Genomic DNA, 18247 nt, shown 5'->3' with positions numbered 1-18247 from the left:
TGCGTCCCGGCGTCGCTTGTTCTGATAAGCCCGATAACAGGCGCGGCAGCGCCGAATACCGGACGATTCGTAGGTGTTCTCTCGGGTGCGTGCGTGGCCGCACCTGTACGTCTCTGTCACCGCCGTTCCCTTCCGGGTTGATTGGCTAACAATTACTGGACAAAAAAAGGGGGCACCGCCATTGTCGGCGGTTTCGCTAGGTTGGGCAATGCCTCCCGGCAAGGCCACCCAGCTTCAGGAGCGCCCGCGCAATGGCAGCAACGCGGGCAGGAACCGCGCCGGGTGAACGCGGTCAAGTTCTTGTGCATCGGCGGGTAAGGGAAGCGCCCGGTGGACCAGACCGGGCGCATCCACACCACATGACCGACTCAGGAAGGGGCGACGCGGGAACCGTGCGCCTCTCGTTGGCTGCTATGAGCACCAGTTAGCGAGCCCTCAAGGATCGCATTAGTACTTCTTATTTAGGCGGCCCTCGAAGGCCGCCCTTGATTAGTTGCCAATCAAGAGGCTCTTAAGAGCCTCTAATAAGTAATCTAGTAACTACCTACCGGGAGCCTGTGAAAGGCTCCCTTGAGGCTCTAATAGTCCCCTCCGTTGGTTCCCCCCAGGCATACGTACTTGGGTGCGATCTCCGGAGAACCGGACACCAGAGAGCCGTACTTGTGATCGACGTCACGTTGGGAGGGCGTCCCCTGTTGGCTTCTCGCTGTCCTCATTCGGGTGTGTATGGGTGTCATCTCCGCCGAACAGAACGGTGGACCTCCTGGATGTGTCGCAAGTCACAGGATGGGTGGCGGTTGGCGCGGCTTCGGCCCGGCCTGTCACCCGAGGTTCCCGACCCTGGGCCGTATTGCCCGCCTAGGACGGCCGTTGACGGCCGATCGGTGCTCTCCGGTGGTGGGGTGCCCTGTGGCTCGCAGGTCCTCTGAGCGGTCCCGTCCGGCTTGGTCCTGTCCGGCCTGTCCGGTCACGGCGAGGCAGCTCCCGCCGTGCACCAAGTGCTCCAGCACTCGGAGGCGGGTACGACAAAGCCCCGCCTTCCGGTGGGGAAGGCGGGGCCTGTAATCGCGGGTGGCGAATCAGCTACCGGAGTGCCGACGGTCTATTTCTGATCGACCATGATGTAAGTCGGGTTCGGGATCTCCTGCTGTTCGCCGGATGGCTCAATCTCACGGCCTGCGGTTTGGACGCGGCTAGTGATCTCTTTGGGGGTCACAAGCGCGTATTGCCAGGGCTGGCCACTCGGCTTGATGTAGAACTTGACGTCTGCGCCCAGGAGCAACATGCGCCGTTCGTCCGGAGTCATTCGGAAGTAAGCCTGCGCGTAGGTCTCTCCGGTTGGTTCTTCAATCCACCTTGCGGGACGGTGCGGAAGTGCGGCCAGGATCTTTCGCTGTGCGGCCAGTGCTGAAAGCCGTCCCTTGTACTCCTCCGTGCCACCGGGGTAGTCATACAGTCCGAGGTCCTTCTCTTCTCGAACTTCCGCCATTGCTTTGACGACGGCGTCCAGTTCGGCCGTGTGATCCTCTCCGGGAACGAACGTCCGACGCATCACCGGGATGTCCGCAAGGTGAATCGAAATGGCCTCTTCGAGGTTGGTGGTCACTTCCGCTTCCTTGAACGTGTGGCCCTCGCACCGCGGCTTTCCCGACATGGGGATACAGCGGTAGTAGCTGTACTGAATTCCCTTGGACGTGGTGACCGCGCGGTACAGCCTTTCTTGGCAGCCGCCACAGTAGGCCACGCCGAGTAGGGGTGCCGCCCCGTGAGTCCGTTCTTTGGTTCGAGATCGCTTAGTGAGTTTCTCTTGAATGCTCGTCCAGTCCTCATCGCTGAACAAAGCATCGGCCATCCGGATTGGTAGGCCATCCTCGCCCCGGACCACGCGCTTCTCTTTGGCGGTGCGGCCTTCCAGCTTCAGGCCCATAGTCGCGGGAGACCTGAGGATCTTTCCGATGCTCGACTGGTTCCAATCGTCGGAGACCTTGGTCTTACGGCGACTGCGACTGTCGGCGTTTTGCTGGTTCGCTACGTGGCGGGCGGGAGTTGGGAACCCGGCTTCAGTTAGCGCCGTTGCGATCTCCCACAGGCTCTTGTCCTGCAAGACCATTCGACCCGCAAACCGAACTGCCTCGGACGACACTGGGTCAATGGCAAGGATCTTGCCGCCGGTTGGGTTCGAGATCACCTGATAGCCGTATGGTGGCTGTCCCCCTGCCCACCGGTTGGTCTTCTTGAGTCCTCGGTGTCCGTCTAGGGCTCGCTTCTTGAAGCGCATACCCTCTAGCTGGGCGAAGAACGATCCGAGGTAGAGGAACAGTTCCGCCAACACCTGGTCGTACATGCCGAGGTTGGAATTGCTGTAGTCGAGCTTGATCCCATCGTCCGTGAAGACGAGGATCTTGCGACTGTCCTTGATCCACTCCGCGAACTTCACGGCGTCGCGGATCGACCGGAACGCCCGGTCGATCTTGGTGAACACGATGGCGTCCCACTCGTGCATCCGGTCGGTGAGCCACGGTGCCAGGTCCGGCCGCTGCCACGGGTCGAGATCCATAGCGGACACGTCGAGGTCTTCGAAGCTGCCGACCAGCTCCCAGGACTGTTGCTGCACGTACCGTTCGCCCGTGAGGTACTGCTCATCCTGGGATGTCTTGCCGGGTGTCATCACGGACACCCGCGCTCCGACGATAGCTCGCGTCATGCTCATCTCTCCTGGTCAAGGACCCACCAGCGTTTGTGAAACCTACGTCATCCGCTGGCGGATCGACTACCAGGTGGCGACGGAGGGGCTGGCCGTCCGGGCCAGGTCGGCGGTGGTGGAGCGGGCGGCGACCTACGGGGAGCGGTGGTCGGACCACGCGCCCGTCACGGTGACCTTCGACTGACCTCCGTGCCGGTCGCGTCCGGCGGGCCTGGTGCGGGGCCCTTCGGCGTCACCGCCGGTGGTTGATCCGGTGCTTCGCGCGGGAGTTTCGTGGTCGGCCCGCGAAGCTCGGCCTCCTGTCGGGTGGGGTGTGGGGCAAGGACTCGCGAGGAGCAGCGGGCCGCCGTCCCGGGCTCACACGACTGAGTGAAGTTCCAATCGTGCCGCGGGGGTGGCACGGGGCCGACCTCGGTTCGCAACCAGTCACGCGCCGGTCGAGCCGAGGCATGCCCACCGGTCGACCGGCTGGAGGCGGGAGGCACCTCTGGTGGTCGGCGAGATCACCACCGTCTGCGCGGTGGCGGCTGCCGCCGTCGCGAAGGCCGCGTTCCCGCGGCACCACACCGGGCCGCTTCGGCGCGGTCCCGCCGGGGACGGGGGAGCGGAGCAAGGCGGGGATGAGACGCCCCCGGCGCCGGAACGGTCGACGAGGGCGACCCGTCGGGCGGCAAGCCGCAGGACCGACCGGGCACGGAACCGGTTCACCCGACGATCGCCGTCGCTCGTTCGGCCGCACTTCACCGCGAGTTCGTGACCGCCCCACCGGTTCGTGAGAAGTTTTCACGACAACCGGGACGTGGGGAGCGGTCGATGGCGGTCAACCGGCGGCGGTTCTTGCAGGCGACGGGGGCGGCGGGCGCGGTCCTGCTGTGGGGTGGGCCGGCGTGGGCCGCGACCACCGGGACGACGCTCGACGTGGCCGCGGCGCCCGTCGGCACCACGGGGTACCGCAGGCTCCAGGCCGGGCCCGGGTGGCCCGTGGTGGTGCGGTCCGACCTCGCGCCGCCCGGTGCCGGGCGCGCCGACCGCCGGGTCCCGCTCGCCTGCTTCGCCCAGTTCACCGACATGCACGTGGTGGACGCGCAGAGCCCCGCCCGCTTCGAGTACACCCACCCGCTGCTGGGCGCCGGGGCGTTCCGGGCCCACGAGACGCTCGCCCAGCACACGTCCGCCGCCCTCGTGCGGAGGGTTGACGACGTGCGCACCGGGCCGTTCACCGGGCGGCCGATCGACTTCGTGGTCACCACCGGCGACAACACCGACAACCACGAGCTGGTCGAGCTGGACTGGTTCCTCACCGTGCTCAACGGCGGCCGGATCACCGCCAACACCGGCGACCCCACCCGGTACGAGGGGGTGCAGGACTCCGGCGTCACCGCCTACTGGAACCCGCACTCCACCGCCGTCGACGACTACAAGGCCAAGGGGTTCCCGACCGTGCCCGGCCTGCTCGACGCGGCGATCCGGCCGTTCGACAGCCCCGGCCTGCGCATCCCGTGGTACTGCACGTTCGGCAACCACGACGACAGCGTGGTCGGCACCCTGCCGGACGGCTTCCTCGACGCCCTCTACACCTCCGACCGCAAGGTCGTGGGCTTCGACCCCTCCACCGCCGCCCGCGTCGCCCGGGCCTTCACCGACCCGGCCGCCCTCCCGGACGCGCTGGCCGCGCTGGCGACCGCCGGCCCCGTCCGCACCGTCACCCCGGACGCGCGCCGCAGGCCGTTCACCACCGCCGAGTTCGTCCGGGCCCACCTCGACCCCCGCCACACCGGCCCCGGGCCCCACGGCCACGGCTTCACCCAGGACAACGCCGACGGCGTGGACGTCTTCTACACCTTCCGCATCGCGCCCGGCGTCACCGGCGTCAGCCTGGACACCACGACCACCGCGGGCCTCGCCGAGGGCTCCATCGGGCTGCACCAGTACCTGTGGCTGGAGCGGGTCCTCAAGCGCAACAGCTCCCGCTACTACGACGCGTTCGGCTTCCCGCACCGCCAGGACGTCACCGACGAGCTGTTCGTCCTGTTCAGCCACCACAGCAGCTGGACCATGACCAACCCGCTGCCGGACCGCCGCCGGCCGCTCGACCCGCGCCTGGACGGCGCGGCGCTGGTCGACCTGATCGGGCGGTTCCCGAACGTGGTCGCCTGGGTCAACGGCCACACCCACGAGAACCGGATCGTGCCGCACGGCACCGGCGACCGCGCGTTCTGGGAGATCAACACCGCCGCCCACGTCGACCACCCGCAGCACGCCCGGATCATCGAGCTGGTCGACAACGGCGACGGCACGTTGTCCCTGTTCACGACCCTGGTGGAGGCGGACGCGCCCTACCGAGCCGACTACGGCGACACCACGCCGGCGGGCCTGGCGTCGCTGGCGCGCGAGTTCGCGTTCAACGACCCGCACGCCAAGCCGGCCGCCGTCGGCGCGGTCACCGACCGCAACACCGAACTGGTCATCGCGGGGCGCAGCCCGGTGCGCTGACCCCGTGCCGGAGATCACTCCGCCACCGATCGGGAATTCGGGCGGCCTAAGGTCGTTGACGTGGCCGTGGACATCTCGATCACCCCGCCCGAGCCGACGCCGAGCCCGTCGGCGACGCGACGCGCGCTGCGCCGCGCCGCCGACGGCGCCGTCCTCGACGTCACCGAGGCCGCCGTGCTGCTGCACGCCCGCGGCGACGACCTGGACGCCCTGCTCGACGCGGCGGGCCGGGTGCGCGACGCCCACCTGCTCGCCGAGGGGCGCCCCGGCACCGTCACCTACAGCCGCAACGCGTTCATCCCGCTGACCCGCCTGTGCCGGGACCGCTGCCACTACTGCACGTTCGCCACGGTCCCGCACAAGCTGCCCGCCGCGTTCCTGGAGCGCGACGAGGTGCTCGACATCGCCCGCCGGGCCGCGGCGCAGGGGTGCAAGGAAGCCCTGTTCACGCTGGGCGACCGGCCCGAGGACCGGTGGCCGCAGGCGCGGGAGTGGCTGGAGGCGCGCGGCTACTCGTCCACCCTGGACTACGTGCGGGCCAGCGCCATCGCGGTGCTGGAGGAGACCGGGCTGCTGCCCCACCTCAACCCCGGCGTGCTGAGCTGGGAGGAGTTCCAGCGGCTGCGGCCGGTCGCGGCCAGCATGGGGATGATGCTGGAGACCACCTCCGAGCGGCTGTGGGCGGAGAAGGGCGGCCCGCACCACGGCAGCCCCGACAAGGAGCCCGCGGTGCGGCTGCGGGTGCTCACCGACGCGGGCCGGGTGAACGTGCCGTTCACCACCGGCATCCTGATCGGCATCGGCGAGACGCTCACCGAGCGCGCCGAGTCGCTGCTGGCGATGCGCGCCGCCGCCCGGCAGTACGGGCACGTGCAGGAGGTGATCATCCAGAACTTCCGCGCCAAGCCGGACACCGCGATGCGCGGCATGCCCGACGCCGACCTGCGCGAGCTGGCCGCCACCATCGCGGTCGCCCGGCTGGTCATGCCGCCGTCGACGAGCGTGCAGGCGCCGCCGAACCTGGTCGGGGAGGAGTTCGGGCTGATGCTGCGCGCCGGCATCGACGACTGGGGCGGCGTGTCGCCGGTGACGCCCGACCACGTCAACCCCGAGCGGCCGTGGCCGCAGGTGGACGCGCTGGCCGAGCACACCCGCGCGGCCGGCTACGAGCTGCGCGAGCGGCTGGCGGTCTACCCCCGGTACGTCACCGCGCCCGCCGGGCAGTGGATCGACACCCGCCTGGCCGGGCACGTCGCCGCGCTGGCCCGCCCCGACGGGCTGGCCGAGCCGGACGCGCCGGTGGTGGGGCGCGAGTGGCAGGAGCCGGACGGCGGGCTCGACACCTACGGGCGGGCCGACCTGGGCACCGCCATCGACCACGAGGGCCGCACCACCGACCGGCGCGGCGACTTCGACAGCGTCTACGGCGACTGGAGCGCGCTCACCGTGCCCAAGGCCGTCGCGCGGCTCCCCGAGGACGCCGCCCGCGCGCTGCGCCTGGCCGCCGACGCCCCGGAGAAGATCCTCGACGACACCGACGCCGCGATGGCGCTGCTCACCGCCGAGGGCGAGGTGCTGGAGACCATGGCCCGGCTCGCCGACGAGCTGCGCGCCTCGGTCGTCGGCGACGACGTCACCTACGTGGTCAACCGCAACATCAACTTCTCCAACGTCTGCTACGTCGGCTGCCGGTTCTGCGCCTTCGCCCAGCGCGAGCGCGACGCCGACGCGTTCCGGCTGTCCGTGGACGAGGTCGTGCAGCGGGCCCGCGAGGCGTGGGACGAGGGCGCCACCGAGGTCTGCATGCAGGGCGGCATCGACCCGAAGCTGCCGGTCACCTACTACGCGGACGTGGTCCGGGCGATCAAGGCGGCGCTGCCCGGCATGCACGTCCACGCGTTCAGCCCGATGGAGGTCGTCAGCGCGGCGGCCAAGGCGGGCGTGAGCGTGCGGGAGTGGCTGACCGAGCTGCGCGACGCGGGCCTGGACACCATCCCCGGCACGGCCGCCGAGATCCTCGACGACGACGTGCGCTGGGTGCTGACCAAGGGCAAGCTGCCCGCCGCGACCTGGCTCGACGTGGTCGGCACCGCGCACGAGCTGGGCATCAGGTCCTCCAGCACGATGATGTACGGGCACGTCGACCACCCCGGGCACTGGCTCGGGCACTTCCGGGTGCTGGCCGCGCTCCAGGACCGCACGGGCGGGCTGACCGAGTTCGTCGGCCTGCCGTTCGTGCACCGCAACGCGCCCATCTACCTGGCGGGCGTGGCCCGGCCCGGTCCCTCCCGGCGGGACAACCGCGCGGTGCACGCGTTCGCCCGGCTCGCGCTGCACGGGCGGGTGGACAACGTCCAGTGCTCCTGGGTGAAGCTCGGCGACGAGGGCACCGCCGAGGTGCTGCGGGGCGGCGCCAACGACCTGGGCGGGACGCTGATGGAGGAGACCATCAGCCGCATGGCCGGGTCCGAGCACGGGTCGGCGCGCACGGTGCGGCAGCTGGAGGCGACGGCGGCCCTGGCCGGGCGGCCGGCCCGGCAGCGCACGACGACCTACGGCCGGGTGGACGTGGCCCGGTAGCGGGGCGCCGGGTGCGGGGCCGGGGGTGCTCGGCCCGCTGCGCGCTGTCCGTGTGCGGGTTGAGCCGGTCGGGTGGCGGTCCGGCTGGAAGGGTGTGCCGAAGAGTGCCGAAAGGGTGAACGGGCAGGTCCGAACGACCGTCTGCGTGCGTCCACGCGGTCGCCGGCAGGTGCCGGGCGGGTGACGCCCGCCACCCCTGTGGTGTGACCGGCGTTCGAGTGCCTATACCCTGCGGCGGTCGCGATTACCCGATCCGAGCACGGCGATCCCACGGCTTCGGTAGGTTCGCGGCCATCCGTCAACGAGTTTCACCCCCCCGGTGGGGTGGCCTGGTGTTGGTGAGGAGGCTGGGCCGTGCGCGGTCGCGGTGCGGTACTGGGCGTTGTCCTGGGCACGACGTCCACCCTGGTCGTCGAAGGTGTCGCGGAGGCCGCCGAGGGCGCGGTCGCGGCGCCGCCGATCCCGCTCAACGCCCCGGTCGGCCTCGCCGCGGTGACCTTCGGCGTGGTCGGGCTGGTGGCCGGGCTGGTGCGCAGGCGCAAGGCCGCCCTGGTCCGCGCGGCGGCGGTCGTCGAGGAGCCCGAGGCCCAGCCCGCCGCCACCGGCGCCTGAGCGCGCCGGGGCCCGCCACCGGCGACCTCCGGTCCGCCTGGGAGAATCGCGCCGTGGCCACTGAGACCCCCGCTGAGAACACCACCGGGAGCGCCGGCGAGGACGCCGCCCCGGTGAGCCGGCCCCGCGTGCTGTCCGGCATCCAGCCGACCGCCGGTTCGTTCCACCTCGGCAACTACCTCGGCGCGCTGCGGCAGTGGGTGGCCCTCCAGGAGGCGCACGACGCCTTCTACTGCGTGGTCGACCTGCACGCGATCACCGTCGAGCAGGACCCCAAGGTGCTGCGGCACAACACCAGGGTGTCCGCCGCGCAGCTGCTCGCGCTGGGCATCGACCCGGACCGCTCCGCGCTGTTCGTCCAGTCCCACGTGCCCGAGCACGCCCAGCTCGGCTGGGTGCTCCAGTGCCTGACCGGGTTCGGCGAGGCCAGCCGGATGACCCAGTTCAAGGACAAGTCCGCGCGGCAGGAGGCCGGGGTCGGCGTCGGCCTGTTCACCTACCCGATCCTGCAGGCCGCGGACATCCTGCTCTACCAGGCGCACTACGTGCCGGTCGGCGAGGACCAGCGGCAGCACCTGGAGCTGACCCGCGACCTCGCGCAGCGGTTCAACACCCGGTACGGCAAGACGTTCCGGCTGCCCGACCCCTACATCGTCAAGGACACCGCCAAGATCTACGACCTCCAGGACCCGACGTCGAAGATGTCGAAGTCCGTGCCCGCCGGCGTGGTCGAGCTGCTGGACGACCCGAAGCGGTCGGCCAAGAAGATCCGGTCCGCGGTCACCGACCCCGGCCGCGAGATCGCCTACGACCCCGAGCACAAGGCCGGCGTGAGCAACCTGCTGGTCATCTACTCGGCGCTGAGCGGCGAGCCGGTCGAGTCGCTGGTGGCCCGGTACGAGGGCAAGGGCTACGGGGACCTGAAGAAGGACCTCGGCGAGGTGTTCACCGAGTTCGTCACGCCGATCCAGGCCCGGGTCGCCGAGTACCTGGCCGACCGGGCGGAGCTGGACAAGGTACTGGCCCGGGGCGCGGAGCGGGCCCGGTCGGTGGCGTCGCGGACCCTGGCGCGGGCCTACGACCGGATCGGTTTCCTGGCCGGCGGCTGAGACCCGCACCCGCCGGAGTGGCGGGTGATCGTCGGGCGCCTTAGCTTCTCCCTGTGGCGGAGAGCACCGGGGGCGGGTCGCGGGTCGAACGGCTGCGGCGGGAGAAGCCGTGGCTCGACCACCTGTTCCGCGCCTTCGACCGGTACTCGGAGCAGTACGGGGCGCACTACGCGGCGGCCGTGACGTACTTCAGCGTGCTGTCGCTGGTGCCGATGCTGATGATCGGGTTCGCGGTCGCCGGCTTCGTGCTCGCCTCGGAGCCCGGGTTGCTCGACGAGATGCAGACCAGCATCGCCGAGGCCGTGCCCGGCGCGCTGGGCGCCACCATCAACGACGTCGTCGACCAGGCCATCGAGTCCAAGGGCACGGTCGGCGTGCTCGGCCTGCTCACCGCCGCCTACTCCGGCCTGGGCTGGATGAGCAACCTGCGGGACGCGCTGACCGCCCAGTGGGGCCACGCCAAGGAGGACCGGCCCTTCCTCAAGACGATCCTCAAGGACCTGCTGTCCCTGGTCAGCCTCGGGCTGGCGCTGGTGGTCTCGTTCGGCCTGACCGCCCTGGGCAGCGGGTTCGCCGAACTGGTGCTGCGCTGGGTGGGCCTGGCCGGGGTGGGCTGGGCCCAGGCGCTGCTGAAGGTCGGCACGATCCTGCTCGCGCTGGTGGCGAACTGGCTGGTGTTCCTGTGGGTGCTGGCCAAGCTGCCGCGCAAGCCCGTGGGCTGGCGCAGCGCGGTCAAGGGCGCGGGCGCCGCCGCGGTCGGGTTCGAGGTGCTCAAGCAGGCCGGGACGCTGTACCTGAGCAGCGTGACCGCCTCGCCCTCGGGCGCGGTGTTCGGCCCGGTGATCGGCGTGCTGTTCTTCGCCAACCTGGTCGCGCAGTTCCTGCTGTTCATCACCGCCTGGACGGCCACCGCCCGGGAGAACCTGCTCCGGGACCCGCCGGTGCCCCCGCCGCCCGCGGTGATCCGGCCGGTGGTGGAGGTGCGGTCGGCGCCCAGCCCCCGCGCCGCGGTCGGGCTGGTCGGCGCGGGGCTGCTGCTGGGCGCGTTGTTCCGCCGCCGCTGAGCGCGGGTCAGGTCCAGAAGACCGCGATGCCCACGTTGAGCACGACCAGGCCGGCCAGGGCCGGGGTGAGCCACGTCGCGGGCTTCGGCTTGTTCAGGTTCACCGCCACCAGGGCCGCGATCGCGACCAGGACCAGCGTCTTGACGCCGATCTTGACGTGGTCGTAGTCCTGGTCGGTCAGCGGCGCGAGGCCGACCAGGGCGACGCCGGTGAGCAGCTGGAGCGCGCTGCCGTGCAGCCAGCCCTTGTTCAGCGGCGCGTCCGCGCCCGCCCGGCGCTGGACGAAGAACATGGCGATGAGCATGCCCATGCCGAGCAGGTGCAGGAACACCAGCAGCAGGCGCACGAATTCCACGGCGGGGCCTCCAGGGTCGTCGGTGTCGGCTACCTGCGCGCGGCTCGCAGGCCGCGCACGCCCAGCACGCCGATGACCGTGCCGGAGGTGAGCGACGCGACCACGAGCAGCAGGTGGACGGTGAAGAAGGCGGTCGGGCCGGCGTCCCACGAGCGGGGGTCCTTCCAGATGTTGCGCAGGAAGGTGGGCCAGATCACCCAGGACCACACCCCGAAGGCAAGCAGGAAGACGGACGTGCCGCGGGACAGCTTCACCGGAGCAGTATCGGACGTGGCGGGTGCGGCTCACTCATCCGGGGTGGTTAGCCTGGACGCGTGCGACCCTCCGCGTTCCGACGGTCCGTTGCCTCCGCACTGGCCGCCTGCACGGCTGCCTGCGCGTTGACGGCCACCGCGGCGCTCGGCGCCGCGCCGGCCACCGCGGCCCAGCCGACCTGCGAGAACAAGGTCTCACCGCCCCCGGCGGTGGACACCTCCGAGCAGGTCCCGCCCGGCGAGCGCCCGCCGGCGCCGCTGGAGGTGCCGGAGAACCCCGTCGGCGGCGACCGCATGGGCGAGTGCGGCCTGGTGCTGCCGCCGAACGCGCCCGCGCTGCCCGACGGCGTCTCGTCGGCGAGCTGGCTGCTGGCCGACCTGGGCAGCGGCGCGGTGCTGGCCGGCCTGGACCCGCACGGGCGGCAGCGGCCCGCCTCGGTGATCAAGGTGCTGCTCGCGACGGTGGTCGCCAAGGAGCTGGCGCCCGACTCGACCGTGGTCGCCACGCCCGACGACGTCGAGCAGGAGTGCACCTGCGTCGGCCTGCGCGCCGGGGACACCTACACCGTGGAGCAGCTGCTCCAGGCGCTGGTGATGGCCTCGGGCAACGACGTCGCCCACGCGCTCGCGCGCCGGCTGGGCGGCATCCCCTCGGCCATCCGGAAGATGAACGCGCTGGCCGCCGAGCTGGGCGCGCTGGACACCCGGGCGGTCACCCCCTCCGGCCTGGACGGGCCGGGCACCTCGACGTCGGCCTACGACGTGGCGCTGATCTTCCGCGAGGCGATGAAGTACCCGGACTTCGTCAAGGCCGTGCAGACCCAGCGGATCGACTTCCCGGCCCCCGGCGGCGCCGGGACCGTGCCGGTGGTCAACGACAACCGGCTGCTGACCTCGTACGAGGGCGCGCTGGGCGGCAAGTCCGGGTTCACCGACGACGCGCAGCACACCTACGTCGGCGCCGCCGAGCGCGACGGCAGGCGGCTGGTCGTGGTGCTGCTGCGCGGGCAGCAGGCGCCGGTGCGGATGACCGACCAGGCGGCCCGGCTGCTGGACTACGGCTTCGCGCTGCCCGCGTCGGCGATCGCGAACCCGGTCGGGCGCCTGGTGGAGGGCGCGCGGCAGGTGCAGAAGAAGACCACCGAACCCCGGCCGACCAGCACGTCCACCGCGGTGGGCCAGGTGGCCAACTCCAGCGAGGACCCGCAGAACACGGCGATGCACAAGGCGTTCGGCACGGTGGGCGCGCCCGTCACCGCGGTCGCCGGCCTGGGCCTGCTGGCGGCGCTGGCCATGTACCTGCGGACCCGGCGCGCCAAGGCGGCGCGGGCCCGCCGGGCCGCGAACCAGCAGCCCTCCTGATCCGGTGAGGCGGCGCCCGCGGCCCTCCTGATCCGGTGAGCCGGCGCCCGCGGCCCTCCCGAACCGGTGAGCCGGCGCATCGCGCCGGAAGGGCTTCCCCGGTCCGCCGGAATGCGGCCTACGGCGGGTACCACCCGAACGCGGCAGGAATTCCACGACGCCCATTCCCGGGCACGCGGAATGTGCCGCGCCCAACCGGGTGAACACCGGTTTGGGGCGCATCTGCCGTCCCGGCCCCGCTCCCTACCCACTGCGCACGGCGAATTCACCGTGCCAGACCGCAGAGGGAGCAACGTATGTCGACGATCAGAGGTGCGAGGCGGGCCGCAGCCGTCACCGCACTCGTCGCGGTCACCGCGATGCTGCTCGGACCCGCCACGGCCAACGCGCACTTCCTGGGTGGCAGCTTCCCGCACACCCCCGGCAACTGGCTCTACATCGGCTACACCGTCTCCGGTTCCTACCAGCCCCAGCAGCACGCCGCCGCCTCGTCCTGGCACAGCACCCCCACCCGGGTGTGGGTCACCCAGGAGGACTTCTCCGTCTCGGAGGAGGACTACTACGGCTACGCGTACAACACCACCTGGTGGGGCCTGACCACCATGCACCCGTGCTTCGGCTCGGGCTGCGTCTACCGCTGGGCGGACCTCCAGCTGAACACCAACACGCTGGGCTCGGAAACGGACTTCATCCGGCAGAAGGTCGCCGCCCACGAATTCGGCCACGGCCTCGGCCTCGCGCACGCCACGGACGGCACCTACAACTCGATCATGCGCCAGGGCTACCTGTCCTACAACACGCCGCAAACGCACGACATCGACGACATCAACAGCCTGTACCCGTACTGATCGCGAAGGAGCCGATCCCATGAAGATGCGCATCCTGGTGGTCGCCGTGGCGGCGGCCGTGGCCGGTGGCGGCGCGCTCGCGATCGCCGCGAACGGGTCGGGCGCGCCCGAGGTGGCGGTGCACCAGATGGCCGCCGACTACCCGACCTTCGACACGGTGGCCGCGGCCGCCGCGAAGTCCGCCGTCGTCGTCCGCGCGACCGCGATCGAGGTCGGGCCCGCCTACCGCTACATCCCCGAGGGCTTCCCGGTGAAGGACTTACCGGCCCACAAGGCGGCCCAGGCGGGTGTCGTGCAGCACGACGTGGTCTACCGGGTCGACGCCGGCTACAAGGGCGTCAAGGCCGGTGACACGGTGCGGGTCGTCCACCTCGGCGGGCAGATCGGCAACGACCGCTACGTCCCCGAGAACGAGCCGGCCAGCGTCGCGGGCCAGTCCTACGTGCTGTTCCTCGCCCCGGTCGGCGACGGCAAGTTCGGCGTGGTGGGCGGGCCGCAGGGCCGCTACCAGGTCGACGGCGGCCGGCTGCGCGCCCTCGGTGAGGCCGACTCCGGCGCGGCCGCGGCCCTGCGCGGTCAGTCGCTGACCGCGTTCGAGGCCAAGCCGCTCGGCTGACCCTCACCCCAACCGGAGACCGCCGGCGACGCGACCCAGCTCGTCGGCGGTCTCCCGCGGCGCGAAGTCCACCACGGTGTTCGCCGGCGGCTCGAACGAGACCGCGTAGCGCGTGCCGCCCTCCACCCAGGTCAGGGCCATCCCGCCGTTGCGGGTGCCGATCAGCTCGCCGTCGGTGCCGCGCACCCGGGCCGGTTCCGGCGCGCCGCCCTCGGACGCGATCGCGCCGCCCCCGGCCACCACGCGCACCACCAGCGCCACCGGGTCGTCACCGCCGGGCTTGGTGAACACCCGCACCACGCCCGCGGGCCCGGGGTAGGCGGAGCCGGACGAGGGTCCGGCGTAGCTCTCCCGGTACCCGGCCGGCAGGTACTCCGGCACCGGCGCCGCGTCCGCCGGGCCCGGGTCCGCCGCTGCCGGGTCCGACGCGGTCGGACCCGCCGGCGCCTCGCCCGCCGGTGCCCCGCCCACCAGGTCGTCCCCGGTGGGCCGGCCCGCCGACACCGCGGCGACGACCGCGACCGCGATCGCCACCACCGCGACGACCACGCCGACCAGCAGTAATCGCCCGGATGTCCTCGTCTCCACGTCCCTGCCCCCTCCCTCGTCGGATGCCCCCGCACGTCCAGGACGGAGCGGGGTGCCCCGGGGGTTGCGGCGGTCGCCCGTTCGGGGCAGGGCCGGGCGGGTGAACGGCGAAGGGGCCCGGCCTGGGTCGGCCGAGCCCCCTCACCTGGTCGTGGCGGGTCAGACGCGCTTGAACAGCAGGGCGCGCTTGACCTCCTGGATCGCCTTGGTCACCTGGATGCCGCGCGGGCAGGCGTCGGTGCAGTTGAAGGTCGTGCGGCACCGCCAGACGCCGTCCACGTCGTTCAGGATGTCCAGGCGCTCCTCGGCGCCCTGGTCCCGGCTGTCGAAGATGAAGCGGTGCGCGTTGACGATCGCGGCCGGGCCGAAGTAGGAGCCCTCGGTCCAGTACACCGGGCACGAGGTCGTGCACGCGGCGCAGAGGATGCACTTCGTGGTGTCGTCGAAGCGCTCGCGGTCGGCGATCGACTGGACCCGCTCGCGGGTCGGCTCGTTGCCGTAGGTGATGAGGTACGGCTTGACCGCGCGGTACGCCTCGAAGAACGGCTCCATGTCCACCAGGAGGTCCTTGTGGACGGGCAGGCCCTTGATCGGCTCCACGGTGATCGTGGTCTGCTTGCCGCCCGCCGCCAGCAGGTCCTTGAGCAGGACCTTGCACGCCAGCCGGTTGACGCCGTTGATGCGCATGGCGTCCGACCCGCAGATGCCGTGGGCGCACGAGCGCCGGAACGTCAGCGTGCCGTCGAGGTACCACTTCACGTAGTGCAGCAGGTTCAGCACGCGGTCCGACGGCAGCGCGGGGATCTCGAAGTCGTCCCAGCGCGGCTCGTCGTCGAACTCGGGGTTGAACCTGCGGATCCGCAGGGTGATGGTGATGGCGCCGTCCGGTACGGGGGGCTGGGAGCCGCGGGAGCCGGTCGGTGCTTCAGCGGTAGCGGTCATCAGTACTTGCGCTCCATCGGCTGGTACCGGGTGAACGTCACGGGCTTGTAGTCCAGGCGGATGTCCGACAGGAGCCCGTCACCCTGCTTGTAGTACATGCTGTGGCGCATGAAGTTCGTGTCGTCCCGGTTGGGGTAGTCCTCGCGGGCGTGGCCGCCGCGCGACTCCTTGCGGGCCAGCGCGCCCACCACCAGGACCTCGGCCAGCTCCAGCAGGAAGCCCAGCTCGACCGCTTCCAGCAGGTCGGTGTTGAAGCGCTTGCCCTTGTCCTGGACGGTGATCCGCTCGTAGCGCTCCTTGAGCGCCTGCACGTCGTGCAGCGCCTGCTTGAGCGTGTCCTCCGTGCGGTAGACCGACGCGTTGGCGTCCATCGTGGCCTGGAGTTCCGTGCGGATGTCCGCGACGCGCTCCTGGCCGTGCTCGGAGAGCACCAGGGCGAGCTGGGACTCCACCGCGGCCGCCGGGTTCTCCGGCAGGTCGAGGTGGTCGTGGTTGTTGGCGTACTCGGCGGCGGCGATGCCCGCGCGGCGGCCGAACACGTTGATGTCCAGCAGCGAGTTGGTGCCCAGCCGGTTGGCGCCGTGCACCGACACGCAGGCGCACTCGCCCGCGGCGTACAGGCCCGGGACGACGTTGTCGTTGTCCCGCAGCACCTCGCCGTGCACGTTGGTGGGGATGCCGCCCATCGCGTAGTGCGCGGTCGGGTAGACCGGGACCGGCTCCTTGACCGGGTCGACCGCCAGGTAGGTGCGGGCGAACTCGGTGATGTCGGGGAGCTTGGTCTCCAGCACCTCGGCGCCCAGGTGCGTGCAGTCCAGCAGCACGTAGTCCTTGTTCGGGCCCGCGCCCCGGCCCTCCAGCACCTCCAGGGCCATCGACCGGGCCACGATGTCGCGCGGCGCCAGGTCCTTGATGGTCGGCGCGTAGCGCTCCATGAAGCGCTCGCCCGAGGCGTTGCGCAGGATCGCGCCCTCGCCGCGGGCGCCCTCGGTGAGCAGGATGCCCAGGCCCGCCAGGCCGGTCGGGTGGAACTGGTAGAACTCCATGTCCTCCAGCGGCAGGCCCTTGCGGAACACGATGCCCATGCCGTCGCCGGTCAGGGTGTGCGCGTTGGACGTGGTCTTGAAGACCTTGCCGAAGCCGCCGGTGGCGAACACGACCGACTTGGCCTGGAAGACGTGGATCTCGCCGGTGGCCAGCTCGTAGGCCACGGCGCCGGTGCACACCGGGCCGTTGTCGGTCTCGGTCAGGCAGATGTCGAGGACGTAGAACTCGTTGAAGAACTCGATGCCGTGCTTGACGCAGTTCTGGTACAGCGTCTGCAGGATCATGTGGCCGGTGCGGTCGGCCGCGTAGCACGCGCGCCGCACCGCCGCCTCGCCGTGGTTGCGGGTGTGGCCGCCGAACCGCCGCTGGTCGATCCTGCCCTCGGGCGTGCGGTTGAACGGCAGGCCCATCTTCTCCAGGTCGAGGACCGCGTCGATGGCCTCCTTCGCCATGATCTCGGCGGCGTCCTGGTCGACCAGGTAGTCACCGCCCTTGATCGTGTCGAAGGTGTGCCACTCCCAGTTGTCCTCCTCCACGTTCGCCAGCGCGGCGCACATGCCGCCCTGCGCGGCGCCCGTGTGGGAGCGGGTGGGGTAGAGCTTGGTCAACACCGCCGTGCGGGCGCGCTGGCCGGCCTCGATCGCCGCGCGCATGCCGGCGCCGCCCGCGCCGATGATCACGACGTCGTACTTGTGGAACTGCATGGCTGCTACAACTCCCGCGGCGGGTCAGTCGGTGATGTTCGGGTCGAAGGTGAAGATCACGTACGTGCCGAGGCCGACGACGAGCACCATCGACGTGTAGAGCAGCACCTTGAGCCAGAACCGGGTCGAGTCCTTGCGGGCGTAGTCGTTGATCACGGTGCGCAGGCCGTTGCCGCCGTGGATCTGGGCCAGCCACAGCATCAGCAGGTCCCAGAACTGCCAGAACGGGGACGCCCAGCGGCCGGCCACGAAGCCGAAGTTGATGCGGTGCACACCGCCGTCGAGGATGTTCATGATGAACAGGTGGCCGAGCACCAGGACCACCAGCGCCACGCCCGAGATGCGCATGAACAGCCAGCTGTAGAGCTCGAAGTTGCTGCGCCGGGCGGCCGGGCGCCGCGGGGAGCGGGGCTTGTCGAGGGCAAGGGACTCGCTCATGCTCACTGACCCCCGCCGAACAGGTGGGACACCGTGCGGACCATCATGAAGTAGGTGCCGGGCACCATGACCAGCACCCAGACGCCGAGCACGCCCCACAGCATCTGCTTCTGGTAGCGCGCGCCCTTCTCCCAGAAGTCGACCAGCATCACCCGGATGCCGTTGAGCGCGTGGTAGAGCACCGCGCCGACCAGGCCGACCTCGAACAGGTTCACGACCGGGTTCTTGTAGGTCTCGATGACCTTGTCGTACGCGTCCGGCGACACCCGCACCAGCGCGGTGTCCAGGACGTGCGCGAACAGGAAGAAGAACGTCAACACACCGGTGATGCGGTGGGCGACCCAGGACCACATGCCCAGGTCCCCGCGGTAGAGCGTTCCGCCCCCTTTGGAGCTGCTGCCCGCCCGCTCGGGTGCGGTGGTGCCGGCCATGCGCAACGGCCTCCAGCGTCAGTGGTGGACTGGTCTCCGGTACGTGCGTACGCGGACCTTGACCTCCGGATGCTAGACCCGCGTGAGCCACCCGACCCAA

16 protein-coding genes and 1 pseudogene are annotated in these 18247 nt (G+C 70.9%); 9 read left to right on the top strand and 8 right to left on the bottom strand.

Annotated features, from left to right (window positions below):
• Window positions 1-1102 precede the first annotated feature (1102 nt).
• Entirely contained in the window at window positions 1103-2704 is a 1602-nt protein-coding gene (locus EKG83_RS43250; protein WP_194282976.1) for a recombinase family protein, read from the bottom strand.
• A gap of 55 nt (window positions 2705-2759) precedes the next feature.
• Here EKG83_RS43250 and EKG83_RS43245 point away from each other — a divergent pair.
• The 6 genes and pseudogenes from EKG83_RS43245 to yhjD form a co-directional block, all read left to right on the top strand.
• Window positions 2760-2888, top strand: a pseudogene (locus tag EKG83_RS43245) (exodeoxyribonuclease III); the annotation flags it as partial.
• A 629-nt stretch (window positions 2889-3517) separates the two neighbouring features.
• The gene (locus EKG83_RS43240; protein ID WP_033433946.1) at window positions 3518-5197 is read left to right on the top strand and encodes a TIGR03767 family metallophosphoesterase; all 1680 of its coding nucleotides are present in this window, start codon (window positions 3518-3520) and stop codon (window positions 5195-5197) included.
• 60 nt (window positions 5198-5257) lie between these two features.
• Window positions 5258-7777 carry a bifunctional FO biosynthesis protein CofGH gene (locus EKG83_RS43235; RefSeq protein WP_033433947.1) on the top strand — a complete coding sequence of 840 codons (2520 nt, stop codon included), beginning with the start codon at window positions 5258-5260 and terminating at the stop codon, window positions 7775-7777.
• A gap of 354 nt (window positions 7778-8131) precedes the next feature.
• Window positions 8132-8389 (top strand): hypothetical protein, encoded by a 258-nt coding sequence (locus tag EKG83_RS43230; protein WP_033433948.1) that lies wholly within the window; start codon window positions 8132-8134, stop codon window positions 8387-8389.
• 113 nt (window positions 8390-8502) lie between these two features.
• Window positions 8503-9498, top strand: coding sequence for a tryptophan--tRNA ligase (gene trpS / locus EKG83_RS43225; protein ID WP_033433972.1), 996 nt, complete (start codon window positions 8503-8505; stop codon window positions 9496-9498).
• Between the two features lie 53 nt (window positions 9499-9551).
• Window positions 9552-10562 (top strand): inner membrane protein YhjD, encoded by a 1011-nt coding sequence (gene yhjD / locus EKG83_RS43220; RefSeq protein ID WP_033433949.1) that lies wholly within the window; start codon window positions 9552-9554, stop codon window positions 10560-10562.
• Between the two features lie 7 nt (window positions 10563-10569).
• On the opposite strand, the gene EKG83_RS43215 is transcribed toward yhjD, so the two are convergent.
• Window positions 10570-10917, bottom strand: coding sequence for a hypothetical protein (locus tag EKG83_RS43215; protein ID WP_033433950.1), 348 nt, complete (start codon window positions 10915-10917; stop codon window positions 10570-10572).
• Window positions 10918-10946: 29 nt separating this feature from the next.
• Window positions 10947-11171 (bottom strand): SCO4848 family membrane protein, encoded by a 225-nt coding sequence (locus EKG83_RS43210; RefSeq protein WP_033433951.1) that lies wholly within the window; start codon window positions 11169-11171, stop codon window positions 10947-10949.
• Window positions 11172-11231: 60 nt separating this feature from the next.
• Here EKG83_RS43210 and EKG83_RS43205 point away from each other — a divergent pair, with 60 nt between their 5' ends.
• The 3 genes from EKG83_RS43205 (at window position 11232) to EKG83_RS43195 (ending at window position 13997) form a co-directional block, all read left to right on the top strand.
• Window positions 11232-12533: a D-alanyl-D-alanine carboxypeptidase family protein gene (locus EKG83_RS43205; protein WP_033433952.1), complete on the top strand. Its 1302-nt coding sequence runs from the start codon at window positions 11232-11234 to the stop codon at window positions 12531-12533.
• 296 nt (window positions 12534-12829) lie between these two features.
• The gene (locus tag EKG83_RS43200; protein ID WP_033433953.1) at window positions 12830-13381 is read left to right on the top strand and encodes a matrixin family metalloprotease; all 552 of its coding nucleotides are present in this window, start codon (window positions 12830-12832) and stop codon (window positions 13379-13381) included.
• Between the two features lie 19 nt (window positions 13382-13400).
• Window positions 13401-13997 carry a hypothetical protein gene (locus EKG83_RS43195; protein WP_033433954.1) on the top strand — a complete coding sequence of 199 codons (597 nt, stop codon included), beginning with the start codon at window positions 13401-13403 and terminating at the stop codon, window positions 13995-13997.
• Between the two features lie 3 nt (window positions 13998-14000).
• Here the strand turns inward: EKG83_RS43195 and EKG83_RS43190 are convergent, their stop codons facing one another.
• The 5 genes from EKG83_RS43190 to sdhC form a co-directional block, all read right to left on the bottom strand.
• Window positions 14001-14585 carry a hypothetical protein gene (locus EKG83_RS43190; RefSeq protein WP_153278787.1) on the bottom strand — a complete coding sequence of 195 codons (585 nt, stop codon included), beginning with the start codon at window positions 14583-14585 and terminating at the stop codon, window positions 14001-14003.
• A gap of 159 nt (window positions 14586-14744) precedes the next feature.
• Entirely contained in the window at window positions 14745-15527 is a 783-nt protein-coding gene (locus tag EKG83_RS43185) for a succinate dehydrogenase iron-sulfur subunit (RefSeq protein WP_033433956.1), read from the bottom strand.
• A complete protein-coding gene (gene sdhA / locus EKG83_RS43180) occupies window positions 15527-17278 on the bottom strand; it encodes a succinate dehydrogenase flavoprotein subunit (protein WP_033433957.1) in 1752 nt (583 codons plus the stop codon). The genes EKG83_RS43185 and sdhA overlap by 1 nt, the downstream gene beginning before the upstream one ends.
• A gap of 24 nt (window positions 17279-17302) precedes the next feature.
• Window positions 17303-17716 carry a succinate dehydrogenase hydrophobic membrane anchor subunit gene (locus tag EKG83_RS43175; protein ID WP_033433958.1) on the bottom strand — a complete coding sequence of 138 codons (414 nt, stop codon included), beginning with the start codon at window positions 17714-17716 and terminating at the stop codon, window positions 17303-17305.
• A gap of 2 nt (window positions 17717-17718) precedes the next feature.
• Window positions 17719-18147 (bottom strand): succinate dehydrogenase, cytochrome b556 subunit, encoded by a 429-nt coding sequence (sdhC, locus tag EKG83_RS43170; protein ID WP_033433959.1) that lies wholly within the window; start codon window positions 18145-18147, stop codon window positions 17719-17721.
• Window positions 18148-18247 lie beyond the last annotated feature (100 nt).

The sequence above is a fragment of the Saccharothrix syringae genome, from assembly GCF_009498035.1.
GTDB lineage: Bacteria > Actinomycetota > Actinomycetes > Mycobacteriales > Pseudonocardiaceae > Actinosynnema > Actinosynnema syringae.
Note: the sequence above shows the minus strand (reverse complement) of the source record. Positions and strands in the feature narration are given on the sequence as shown.

What these genes read in the sequence shown, in the direction of transcription:
- EKG83_RS43185 (WP_033433956.1), bottom strand. Translation starts at nt 15,527, where the DNA reads ATGACCGCTACCGCTGAAGCACCGACCGGCTCCCGCGGCTCCCAGCCC.
- sdhA (WP_033433957.1), bottom strand. Translation starts at nt 17,278, where the DNA reads ATGCAGTTCCACAAGTACGACGTCGTGATCATCGGCGCGGGCGGCGCC.
- EKG83_RS43250 (WP_194282976.1), bottom strand. Translation starts at nt 2,704, where the DNA reads ATGACGCGAGCTATCGTCGGAGCGCGGGTGTCCGTGATGACACCCGGC.
- sdhC (WP_033433959.1), bottom strand. Translation starts at nt 18,147, where the DNA reads ATGGCCGGCACCACCGCACCCGAGCGGGCGGGCAGCAGCTCCAAAGGG.
- EKG83_RS43240 (WP_033433946.1), top strand. Translation starts at nt 3,518, where the DNA reads ATGGCGGTCAACCGGCGGCGGTTCTTGCAGGCGACGGGGGCGGCGGGC.
- EKG83_RS43195 (WP_033433954.1), top strand. Translation starts at nt 13,401, where the DNA reads ATGAAGATGCGCATCCTGGTGGTCGCCGTGGCGGCGGCCGTGGCCGGT.
- EKG83_RS43175 (WP_033433958.1), bottom strand. Translation starts at nt 17,716, where the DNA reads ATGAGCGAGTCCCTTGCCCTCGACAAGCCCCGCTCCCCGCGGCGCCCG.
- EKG83_RS43200 (WP_033433953.1), top strand. Translation starts at nt 12,830, where the DNA reads ATGTCGACGATCAGAGGTGCGAGGCGGGCCGCAGCCGTCACCGCACTC.